This is a genomic window from Buchnera aphidicola (Pemphigus immunis) (assembly GCF_964059115.1).
In the GTDB taxonomy this organism is placed as follows: domain Bacteria; phylum Pseudomonadota; class Gammaproteobacteria; order Enterobacterales; family Enterobacteriaceae; genus Buchnera_C; species Buchnera_C aphidicola_C.
This window is the reverse complement of the sequence record NZ_OZ060408.1, coordinates 129,599-142,174: the sequence shown is the minus strand read 5'-3', so window position 1 is coordinate 142,174 and position 12,576 is coordinate 129,599. Positions and strand designations below refer to the sequence as shown.

Genomic DNA, 12,576 nt, shown 5'->3' with positions numbered 1-12,576 from the left:
TTATATTAAATATTTGGATTAATATGAAAAATATAATTAATAACAAAACTTTTCACAATGTTATTTGTATTCTACAAACATACTGGTTAAAACAAGGCTGTACCATTATACAACCATTGGATTTACCAGTTGGTGCAGGAACTTTTCATAATAAAACCTTCTTCGGTAGTATTGGTATCGAATATTTTAGTTTTGCATATGTACAACCATCTAGAAGACCCACTGACGGACGTTATGGAGAAAATCCAAATCGTTTACAACATTATTATCAATTCCAAGTAGCTATTAAACCTGCCCCAAATAATATTCAAGAAATGTATTTAGATTCATTAAAAGCACTACAAATAGATTCAAAAATTCATGATATACGTTTTGTTGAAGATAATTGGGAAAATCCTACATTAGGAGCATCTGGTATCGGTTGGGAAATTTGGTTGAACGGTATGGAAATATCACAATTTACTTACTTTCAAAAAGTAGGAGGTATTGAATGCAATCCTATTACAGTAGAAATAACTTATGGTCTTGAAAGAATCAATATGCATATTCAAAATAAAAAAAATATTTATGAAATTTTATGGAATGATAAACCAAAAATATTAACATACGGTGATCTTTTTTTAAAAAACGAACAAGAACAATCTCTATATAATTTTAAATATGCTACTCTTGATTTATTATATCGATTATTTGAACAATACTCAAAAGAATCTATAAAATTAATAGAAAAAGATCCTGTACTAGTATTTCCATCATATGAAAATATATTACAAGCTATACATATTTTTAATATACTTGATGCCAGAAAAGCATTATCAATAACTGAAAGAAAAAAATATATATTATACATACGTAAAATAACTAATGCTATTGCAAAAACATATTGTAATTTAAAAAAATAAAACTATCTCATTTAAAATTGAGGTGTAATAAAATGAAAAAAACATTGTTAGTAGAGATAGGTACCGAAGAACTTCCAGCAAAAGAATTAAATAATATTAGTTTATCTTTTTGTAAAAATGTTGTTGAAGAACTGAATTTACATAAAATTAAATATGGAAATATAATTCCATATGCTACTCCAAGACGTTTAGCTTTAAAAATTGAAAATATAAATCCTCTTTATACTAAAAAAGCAATAAAAAAAAAAGGACCTTCTATTTTTCATGCTTTTGATCATAATAACCTACCAACCAAAAGTGCTTTATGTTGGGCAAAATCATGTGGAATTGAACTTAAACAAGCAAAAAGAATAAAAAATAATAAAGAAGAATGGTTATATTATGAAACTAATGAAAAAAAAGAAAATATTGATATCATTTTTCCAAAAATAATTTTTACATCAATAAAAAAAATAAATACCTATACTCTTATGAAATGGGAAAATAACGAATTTAAATTTTCTCGTCCTGTAAGAAATATCAGTATTTTACTTGATAATAAAATTATTCCTGCAAATATATTTGGTATACATTCAGATCGAATATTAAGAAATCATATTTCTTTTAAAAACTCTAAAATAATTATTAATAACGCCAATGAATATCCAGATATTTTATTTAAACATTCACAAATTATTGCTCATTTTAACAGCAGAAAAGAAAAAATAAAAAAAGATGCTGAACTTTTAGTTAAAAAAATTAATGGTAATTTATATTACTCCGACATTTTATTAAATGAAATTACTTCTTTAGTAGAATCTCCAAAGGTATTGATTGGTAAATTTGATAAAAAATTTCTGATATTACCACATGAAATACTAATACATATTATGACTAATAATCAAAAATATTTTCCAGTTTATGATATAGATAAAAAATTAATTCCTCACTTCATTTTTGTAACAAATATTCAATCATGTCATTTAAAATATGTTATTACCGGTAACGAAAACGTACTACAAGCTCGATTTACAGATGCAGAATTCTTTTTTAAAAATGATCAGCTAAAAAAAATAGAAGAATATTTACCATCTTTAAAAAATATATTATTTCAAAAAAAATTAGGTTCATTATATGAAAAAACAAATCGTATCAAATCATTAATTACATGGATAGCACCATTAATTAATGCTAATGTAACAGATGCAATACGAGCTGCAACATTATCCAAATGCGATTTAAATACTAATATGGTTTTTGAATTTCCAGAAATTCAAGGAATTATAGGAATGTACTATGCAATAAATAATAAAGAAAAAAAAGAAGTAGCAATAGCCATAAAGGAACATTACCAACCTAAATTTTCTGGAGATCAATTACCATCAAACCTTATTGCTTGCGCTTTAGCTATTGCCGATAAAATAGATACTTTATCGGGTATATTTGGAATAGGTGAATATCCTAAAGGAGATAAAGATCCTTATGCTTTAAAACGTACAGCTACAGGAATAATACGTATTATTATTTCTAAAAAAATGTTAATTGATTTAAAAAAACTAATAATAAAATCTACAAATTTATATAAAAAAATAATTAATAAAAAATCAACAATTGATCTCTTAATAGAATTCATATTAGAAAGATGCTGTTCTTTTTATCATTTAAAAGGTTATAATATAGATATTATTCAATCTGTTCTATCATGTAAATTAACAGAATTAATAGATATAGATGCACGAATAAAAGCAATTTCATATCTTAAAAAATTAAATATTTATAGATCACTGGTTTTAGTAAATAAAAGAATTTGTAAAATTTTAGAAAAAAACAAACAAAAAATTAATGAAAATATCAATTACAATTTAATAAAAGAAAAATCAGAAATTATACTTCAAAAAAAAATTGAAAATTTAAATATTATTTTACCTGATTTATTACTAAAAAAAAGATACAAAGAAATACTTTTAAATTTATCCAATCTAATTGATCCTATAGAATTATTTTTTAATTCAGTTGTTATCAACCACCAAGATCCTGAAATAAAACTTAATAGATTAACTATTTTATATAAAATAAAAAAAATATTTTTAAATATTGCTGATTTTTCCTATTTAAATACTTATTAAGTAATAAAATTATATATAAAATATTTTTTTATCGAAAATGTTTATGTTTAATAAATTTTAGTAAAAAATAAATCATATATTGTTAATATGATTTATTAATGTTAACAATATATGTAAAGATTACAAAAAAAATATTTATAAATATAAAAAATTTATATTTTTTCGTTAAAAAAATATTTTTAAATGCACATTAAAAACATAATTAATTCATTTTTATATAAAATTAAATATATGTAAGCATATATTTAAATTAAAAAATAAATTCATGTTTTATTTAAAAAAAAATATTTTTAAATATTAATTACCATTAAAATATAAAAATTACTTTAATCAAATACATTTAATTATATTTTTATATAAAAATATAACTTTATTTTCCATAAAATGAATATTTTTATTTAATTCGACTAAAAAAATTTTCTACAAATTGATCAAACTTATTCTTTTTTATAGCAATACGTAATTTTTTCATAAAATCTTGATAATAATGTAAATTATGAATAGTATTTAAACGTGCACCCAAAATTTCATTACAACGATCTAAATGATGTAAATAAGCACGACTATAATTTTTACATGTATAACAAATACATTCTTTATCTAATACTGATAGATCATCTTTATATCTTTTATTACGAATTCTTATTATTCCATCACTAACAAATAAAAAACCATTTCTTGCATTACGAGTAGGTAAAACACAATCAAACATATCTACACCTCGACGTACAGCTTCTATCAAATCGATAGGTTTCCCGACACCCATTAAATATCGCGGTTTATGAATTGGTAATTGATTACAAATATGTTCTAATAAAGGATACATTTTATTTTTAGATTCACCAACTGCAAAACCTCCTAAAGCATAACCATCAAAATCAATATTAATCAATTGTTGAATAGAATCATCCCTTAATTTTTTATATACTGATCCTTGTACAATACCAAATAATGCATTTTTATTTTTTTTTAAATCAAAATGTTTTCGACATTTTATAGCCCATCTTAAAGACGTTTTCATAGCATCTTTTGCTTTTTCAAAACTCACAGGATAAGATACACATTCATCTAAACACATTACTATATCAGATCCAAGATCATATTGTACATCCATTGATATTTCCGGAGTAAGAAAAATATTACTACCATTGATAGGATTACGAAAAGAAATTCCATGTTCTTCTATTTTTCGCATAGACGCCAAACTGAATCCTTGAAAACCTCCAGAATCTGTTAAAATAGGACCTTTCCACTGCATAAAATTATGTATATCACCGTGAGATCTTATAATTTTTTGACCTGGTCTTAAAGATAAATGAAAAGCATTACCCAATATAATCTTTGTCCCTGTAGCTTTTAATTCTTCAGAAGTCATACCCTTAACTGTACCATAAGTACCAACCGGCATAAATGCTGGAGTTTCTATAATACCTCTATCAAAAACTAATAAAGCGACTCTGGCTAATTTATCTTGTTTTAAAAGAAAAAAATTCATTTTTCTCCCATTTTTTGTCAAAATTATCTAAAAAATTATAAATGTAACAATATTAATGAAAAATTTTTAAAGATAATTATCTTAAATAATATAAATTAATCATCAAAATTAAAAAAACAATATTTTTACTATTATCGTGTATAATTAAACAAAAACATATTTATATGTTCAACAAGTATCTAAATATCAATAATCTTGATTTAATAAAACATTAATTCTAAAAATATCTACAATAAATAATACATAAAATATACTATAAATTTATATATCAAGTAATTTAAATTACATTTCTAAAATTTAAAAATCATAAAACTCATATCACAATAAAAAAATAAGCTTAATCTACTTTAAACTTAAAATTTTTAAAAAATGATATTGAAATAAAAAATATACGTATTTATATATAAATAAAAAATTAATATAAAAATTTTCCATCCTTTCAATATAAAAAATACAGAATATATCTTCTAAATTAATTTCTAATTAATCATTTAAAGTAAAATTATTTAAAACAATATTTGAATAAAATTTTAAACAAAACCTGATTTTTAAATAAAAATATTAAACACTTGTTTTCAACATATAAATTTAAAAAATCATAATTAAATATACTTTTTATTAACTAATTGTTATAATGTTCTTATTTATATAGTAATAAATAAGAATAATTACTGTTTCATATATACTATTCAATATCGTGTTTTTAATTAATTATATATAAAAAATATTTTGAATTGTTTTCTAATATTATTATCTATATAAAAATAAAATAAATTAAAAAATAAAATATTATTTTAAACTATAATTTTTAAATGATAGTATTTTAATTTTATGTTTTAATTGTTTTCCAGGTTTGAATGTCACTACACGTCTAGATGTAATTTTAATAATTTCTCCTGTTTTAGGATTTCTACCTGGACGTTCTTTTTTATATTTTAAATTAAAATTACCAAATCCCGATAATTTAACTTTTTCACCATATTCTAAAGCATTTCCAACTTCTTTAAAAAAATAATCTACAATGTTTTTAGCATCGCATTTTTTTATTTTTAAATGTTCAAACAAATAATCTGATATTTTAGCTTTTGTCAATACCATATATTTAATTCCTCATGACAGCGTTAAATTTTTTTTCTAATTCTAATACACAACGATTAATTATTAAGTTAATATCATGATCTTCTAACGTTTTGATGATATCTCCAAAAATAAAACGTATTCCTAAACTTTTTGTCCCTATTGGTATATTATCACCGTGATATAAATCAAATATGTATACCTCTTTTATCTTTTCTAAATCAACATTTTTACATAAATTAATAATATCACCAGCAGAAACATGCTCTTCTACCAAAATAGAAATATCTCGTTTACTATTCGGAAAATAAGATATATTTTTTATCTTTAAAACATTTTCTCGAATAATATCATTTAATAATATTTCAAACAAAAAAACACCAGAGCTTAATTTAAAATTAAGTTCTAAATAAGGATGTAATGCACCTATATGACCAATTAATTTACCAAAATAATAAATAGAAGCACTTTTCCCTGGATGTAAACAAGACAAAGACGATTTTTTAAAATCTATATTTTTTAATTTTCCATCAATTTCTAATATAGATTCTACAACACCTTTTATATCATAAAAATCAATAATTTTATCTGTACCATCCCAACATTTATTATTATAAATATAACCCTGTGCTATACCTGATAAATAAACATTTTGCCTCACTCCCATATCTGCTTTTTTATCTTCTATAAAACATAAACCACTTTCAAATAAACAAATATGTTCTATTTGACGACATTGATTATAAGATAATGCTGTTACTAATCCTGGCCACAAAGATACTCTCATAGAAGACATTTCCCGAGAAATAGGATTAGATATTAATAGCTTTTTTTTATCAGGAAATAATAAATCTTGTAAATTGGGATCTACAAAACTATAAGTTATAATTTCATAAAATCCTTTACATAAAAGAAGATACTTAATATCTTTTAATTTATTTTCTGCATAATTAAAAATGTTTACTTGCATACTACTACGATAAGGCATAATAGGAATTTTATCATATCCATAAATACGAATTATTTCTGCTATTACATCTTCTTCTATTATTATATCAAAACGCCAAGATGGAGGTACAATTTCCCAATATTTAAAAATTTTAGTTACCTGAAAACCAAGCAAACTTAAAATATTTAATATTTGATCATCTTCTATAAAAACACCAAGAACTCGATTTATAGTATCCCTATGTAATTTTATAATATTTTTTCTATTAACATTAGAATAATCTGTTTCATTAACCAATGGTCCAACATCACCACCAACAATATCTATTAGCAAATTAGTTGCATATTCTATAGCATATTCTTGAAGATTAAAATCAATACCATATTCATAACAATTAGTTATATAATTTTTTTCTCCAAGATGAATAATTTTTTTATTGTTTAAAAGGTTATTAAAAAAAACAGATCCTATTAATAAATTTTTAGTCTTCTTAGTTACCATAGCAAAATCAGTATTAATATTAGCACCTATCGATAAAATTTTACAATCATCAGAAATTAAAAATGTATTTTCACTAATATTTACAGATAACTCGTTAATTACAGCAGTCTCTTTATTGTTATTTGAAATTCGTAAAACAATATTACCTGAAATATTATCTGCATCAAAAATATGTAAAGGCAAACCAAGTTCTAATGAAACGTAATTAATAATATCCACAACTGTATCATTCGTACTAATACCAGAACGTCTTAATCTTTCTTTGATTTTTACAGGAATCTGTACATTTTGAGAGATATTTTTAATAATTCTACATAAATAACGAGGACATATATGTGGAACATTTAAAATGACCGATAAAGAATCTTTGACTACCGAAAAAACAGGTCGAACAATGGTACTTGGTAAGTTCATGTTATTTTGAACAGCTAATTCTCTAGCTATGCCAATAATTCCTTGACAATCAAAACGATTAGGAGTTATACAAATTTTAATAATATTATCATTCAATAAAAAATATTTTTTAACATCAGTACCAACTGAAACATCATTAGGTAAAATAATTACGTCATTTTCATATTCAAATATACCTAAATCAAAAAAAGAACATAATATTCCCTGTGATATTTTACCTTCTATATTAATTTCTTTAATAATAACTCTATCATTTAAAATAGCACCAATAGGTGCTACAACAATTTTCATATTTTGATCAATATTGAATAATTTAGATATAATTTTTATTTCATTTCCAACACCATCACCAACATCTACCGAAATTATATTCCATTCATTAGAATTAGGATGAATCGTACAAGATAATACTTTCCCTATCACTACTCCATTACATATATTAGATACCTTTTTTACACTTTCTACTTCTAATCCAGATCTCGTTATTTGATCACATAACTCTGTAGTATTTACTTCTGGATTAACCCATTCTCGTAACCATCTTTCACTAAATTCCATAAAATATTTACCGTTTTGTATTATTTAAATTGTTTCAAAAAATTTAAATCATTCTCGAAAAAATAACGTAAATCCGAAATTCCATAATATAACATAGCTATTCTTTCTACCCCTAAACCAAATGCACAACCTTTGTATTCCTTACAATTAATATTAACATTAGACAATACTTTGGGATGAACCATACCGCATCCCAATACTTCAATCCATTGATTATCTTTACCCATAATGTCAATTTCTGCTGATGGTGTTGTAAATGGAAAATAAGATGTTCTAAATCTTATCCGCACATGTTTACCAAAAAAAATAGATAAAAATTCTTGTATTATCCATTTTAAATTAGAAAAACTAACATTTTTATCAACAATTAATCCTTCAATTTGATGAAACATAGGAGTATGAGTTAAATCATAATCATTACGATAAACTTTACCTGGTACTATAATTTTAATTGGAGGTTTTTCATGTTCCATTATCCGAATTTGCATACTTGATGTTTGAGTCCTAAGTAACCTATTAATATCAAACCAAAAAGTGTCTTTATTGGATCTAGAAGGATGGTTATGAGATATATTTAATGCACTAAAATTATGATATTCATCTTCTATTTCAGGACCTGTTATTGATTTAAATCCTAAATGCAAAAAAAAACGTTCTATATTACTAATAACAGTTGTAATTGGATGAATAGCACCATTTTCAACTCGACGACCAGATAACGAAATATCAATTTTTTCTTTTTTTATTTTTTTTTCAAGAGAAGAAAAAAATAATTTTTTTTTACATACCGATATCTTAGATTGAATATCTAATTTCAATTGATTCAATACAGCACTATATTTAATTTTCTCTTTTAAAATAAAATTCCTTAAATTAAAAAACTCTTTAGATAAAAAGCTTTTTTTTCCCAAATATTTTACTTTTACTTTATTTAATTCTTTCATGTTTTTAGTTTTTTTTAAATCAATTTCAACCAAATTAATTAATGCTTGAGGATCTATAATCATAATTATAAACTCTTTTATTGAATTAATTTATAAAAATAAACTATATATATTGCATATATCAAAAATAATTACATCTTATAAAAAGTAAAAAATTTAATTTATTATATAAAGATAAAAACAAATTATGAGGGGAAACTAATTACCCCCCTCCTAATTTTAAAAATATATTATAATGCGCATTTAGCTTTTTCAATTAAAAAACTTAATGCATTATTATCAAATACTGCAATTTCCGAAAGAATCTTCCGATCTATATTTACATCAGATTTTCTCAAACCATACATAAATTTACTATAAGACATTTTATTTTTTCGAACAGCCGCGTTAATGCGCGAAATCCATAATCTACGGAATAAACGCTTACGCTGACGACGATCACGATAAGAATATTGAGCAGCTTTAATAACAGCTTGACAAGCAACTCTGTAAACACGAGAACGCGCTCCATAATATCCTTTGGCTTGTTTTATAATTTTTTTATGACGAGCTCGAGCTACAACACCGCGTTTTATACGAGCCACTTGATCTCCTTTTTTAACATTATTATTAAAAAAATAAAAAAATTATGAATACGGCAATAAAAATACTACTTTACCTCTATCTCCTTTTGAAACTATTTTTTTAGAACGTAAATTTCTTTTCCTATTAGTTGTTTTTTTAGTTAATAAATGACGTAAATTAGCCTGTTTATGCTTAAACATGCCTGATGCAGTTTTTTTAAATCTTTTTGCTGCACTACGTAAAGTTTTTATCTTAGGCATAATGATATTCCATGCTAATTTTTTAAGATTACTAATATATATACCACTAAGAGTATTTTTTCAAAAATATAAATTAAAAAAAATCACTTCTTTTTAGGTGATAAAATCATTATCATTTGACGACCTTCTACTCTACTAGGAAAGAATTCCACAATAGCCAATTCATGTAAATCATTTCTTATTCGATTTAACATATCTATTCCTATCTGTTGATGTGCTACTTCACGACCACGAAAACGTATTGTAATTTTTACTTTATCTCCTTCCGCTAAAAAACGAATTAAATTCCTTAATTTAACTTGATAATCTCCTTTATCTGTTCCTGGTCTAAATTTTATTTCCTTTACCTGTATTATTTTTTGTTTTTTCTTTTGTTCTTTATAAGATTTACTTTTTTCATATAAATATTTTCCATAATTCATAATACGACATACTGGTGGTTCTGCATTTGGACTAATTTCAACTAAATCCACTCCGGCTTCCACTGCCTGTTTTAATGCTTCTCGTAAACTCACAATACCTATTTGATCACCTTCCATACCTGAAAGGCGAACCTCTTTGGCTCGAATTTCATTATTAATACGATTAGGACGTATTAATTGTATTTTTTTTCCGACTTTAATACTTTATTCCTCCAATAAATTACCAATACGATCTATAATTTTCTTTTTCAATTTTTTTATCCAATGACTAAATTCTATATTACTTATTGTTTTACCTGATCGAGTTCTAATACTTACTGTGTTACTTTTTTCTTCTCGATCACCACATATTAAAATATAAGGTATTTTATTTAATATATGTTCTCGAATTTTAAAATTAACTCTATCTTTTCTCAAATCTGATATAACTCTGATACCTTCATCAGACAATTTCTTAACTAATTGATTTACATAATTAATATGAGTATTATTAATACCTATAACCACTACTTGTACGGGAGATAACCAAACTGGAAAATAACCTCTATACTCTTCTACTAAAATACCAATAAATCTTTCTATAGAACCTAATATAGCCCTATGAATCATTACCGGTACCTGATATTCATTTTTTTTATTTATATAAAACGCATGTAAACTAGTTGGTAAATAAAAATCTAACTGAATTGTCCCACATTGCCAGACACGATCTAAAGAATCATGCAAAGAAAATTCTATCTTAGGTCCATAAAAAGCACCTTCTCCTACTTGATAATCAAATGACAAATTATTTTCTTTCAATACTTCTATTAAATTCCGTTCCGCATAATCCCAAATTTTATCATCACCTATACGTTTTTCAGGCCGTGTGGATAATTTTACTGATATTTTTTTAAAATAAAAAAAATTATATACATCATATATCATTTTAATACAATTATTTATTTCTTTTTTAATTTGGTCTTCTGTACAAAATATATGGGCATCATCTTGAGTGAAACCTCTAATTCTCATTAAACCATGTAAAGAACCGGATGGTTCATTACGATGACAAGTACCAAATTCTGAAATTCTAACTGGTAAATCACGATAAGATCTCAATCTCTGATTAAATATTTGAACATGACCAGGACAATTCATTGGTTTTATGCAATAATTTCTATTTTCCGATGATGTAACAAATATAGATTCTTGATAATTTTTTAAATGACCACTTTTTTTCCATATAGATTGATCCATCATAAAAGGAGTTTTTACTTCCTGATAATGATATCGCTTTAAATGCCATCTAACAAAATTTTCTAATTCTCGAAAAATTATAAAACCATTATGATGCCAAAAAATCATGCCAGGAGCTTCTTCTTGCATATGATATAAATCTAATTTTTTGGCAATAATTCTATGATCTCTTTCTTTTGCTTTATTTATACTTTCAATATATTTTTTTAATTGATTTTCGCTAGACCATGCAGTTCCTGATATTCTTTGTAACATTTTGTTCATTTTGTTGTCTTTCCAATATGCACCAGAAATATTCTGTAACTGAAAAAAACGACAAAATTTTACATCCGATACCTGCTTCCCAATACAAAAATCAACATAATCTTCATTATAATAGATTTCAATCATAGATTGATTTTTAAAAATGTTTTCTAAATCATATATTTTATAAATCTCATTACGTGATAAAAATAAATTATAAGCATCTTTCCATGTAACTATTTTTTTCATTAAAAAAAAATTATTTTTAACTAAATTCAACATATTCTTTTCTAATACAGAAATATCATCTTTAGTTAATTTAACCTCAATATCTATATCACAATAAAATCCATTTTTAGAAATTGTATTATTAGCAATTTTAGATATTGGATACATTTTTTTTATAGAATAAGCTAATAATTGCGCGCAAGAATAACGAATTATTTCTAAAGAAGATCGTTTTTTATTATTGATAATAATAACTTTAGAATCACTTTTTATCACAGTATACACACCTACTAATTAACTATTCATATAATCTACTACAAAAGATTGTGCTAAACTTACTTTAATATCTTTAGTAATTTATATTATCGAATAAAATGATCATATATCCATTTACTTCCATCTAATAAAGTGATAATAAGAATTATAGATCTTTATTAACCATCAAATAAATAATATAAAATATAGATTTATTAAATAATAATATATCTTATAAAAAATATAAAAATAAATATATATTTAATATTATCTAATTTTTATCTTTAATAAAATTGTTTATATTTTTTACTAACAACAAGTGTATGATTATACCAATTTTATAATATCAAAAAATTAATCCATATTTAATATAGTATATTAAATATAATATAAAATACCAAAGTTTTATATAAAGTAAGG

The 12,576-nt window shown here is 23.6% G+C and carries 9 protein-coding genes and 1 pseudogene; 2 read left to right on the top strand and 8 right to left on the bottom strand.

Annotated features, from left to right (window positions below; all coding sequences use genetic code 11):
- Positions 1 to 23: 23 nt before the first annotated feature.
- Both glyQ and glyS read left to right on the top strand, forming a co-directional pair.
- Positions 24 to 902, top strand: a complete 879-nt coding sequence (glyQ, locus tag AB4W77_RS00640) for a glycine--tRNA ligase subunit alpha (protein WP_367681552.1) — start codon at positions 24 to 26, stop codon at positions 900 to 902.
- A 32-nt stretch (positions 903 to 934) separates the two neighbouring features.
- The gene (glyS, locus tag AB4W77_RS00635; RefSeq protein ID WP_367681551.1) at positions 935 to 3,007 is read left to right on the top strand and encodes a glycine--tRNA ligase subunit beta; all 2,073 of its coding nucleotides are present in this window, start codon (positions 935 to 937) and stop codon (positions 3,005 to 3,007) included.
- A 394-nt stretch (positions 3,008 to 3,401) separates the two neighbouring features.
- Here glyS and tgt read toward each other — a convergent pair whose 3' ends face one another.
- From tgt to thrS, 8 genes and pseudogenes are all read right to left on the bottom strand, one after another.
- Complete coding sequence (tgt, locus tag AB4W77_RS00630) at positions 3,402 to 4,502, bottom strand: tRNA guanosine(34) transglycosylase Tgt (protein WP_367681550.1); 1,101 nt, start codon at positions 4,500 to 4,502, stop codon at positions 3,402 to 3,404.
- A 789-nt stretch (positions 4,503 to 5,291) separates the two neighbouring features.
- Positions 5,292 to 5,600 (bottom strand): integration host factor subunit alpha, encoded by a 309-nt coding sequence (locus AB4W77_RS00625; protein ID WP_367681549.1) that lies wholly within the window; start codon positions 5,598 to 5,600, stop codon positions 5,292 to 5,294.
- A 4-nt stretch (positions 5,601 to 5,604) separates the two neighbouring features.
- Complete coding sequence (pheT, locus tag AB4W77_RS00620; RefSeq protein WP_367681548.1) at positions 5,605 to 8,001, bottom strand: phenylalanine--tRNA ligase subunit beta; 2,397 nt, start codon at positions 7,999 to 8,001, stop codon at positions 5,605 to 5,607.
- Between the two features lie 20 nt (positions 8,002 to 8,021).
- Entirely contained in the window at positions 8,022 to 9,008 is a 987-nt protein-coding gene (gene pheS, locus AB4W77_RS00615; protein WP_367681547.1) for a phenylalanine--tRNA ligase subunit alpha, read from the bottom strand.
- A 167-nt stretch (positions 9,009 to 9,175) separates the two neighbouring features.
- A complete protein-coding gene (gene rplT / locus AB4W77_RS00610) occupies positions 9,176 to 9,529 on the bottom strand; it encodes a 50S ribosomal protein L20 (protein ID WP_367681546.1) in 354 nt (117 codons plus the stop codon).
- 42 nt (positions 9,530 to 9,571) lie between these two features.
- Positions 9,572 to 9,769, bottom strand: coding sequence for a 50S ribosomal protein L35 (gene rpmI / locus AB4W77_RS00605; protein WP_367681545.1), 198 nt, complete (start codon positions 9,767 to 9,769; stop codon positions 9,572 to 9,574).
- Between the two features lie 83 nt (positions 9,770 to 9,852).
- Positions 9,853 to 10,392: a translation initiation factor IF-3 gene (gene infC, locus AB4W77_RS00600; protein WP_367681668.1), complete on the bottom strand. Its 540-nt coding sequence runs from the start codon at positions 10,390 to 10,392 to the stop codon at positions 9,853 to 9,855.
- A 3-nt stretch (positions 10,393 to 10,395) separates the two neighbouring features.
- Positions 10,396 to 12,323 (bottom strand): annotated as a pseudogene (gene thrS / locus AB4W77_RS00595) (threonine--tRNA ligase).
- Between the last annotated feature and the right edge of the window lie 253 nt (positions 12,324 to 12,576).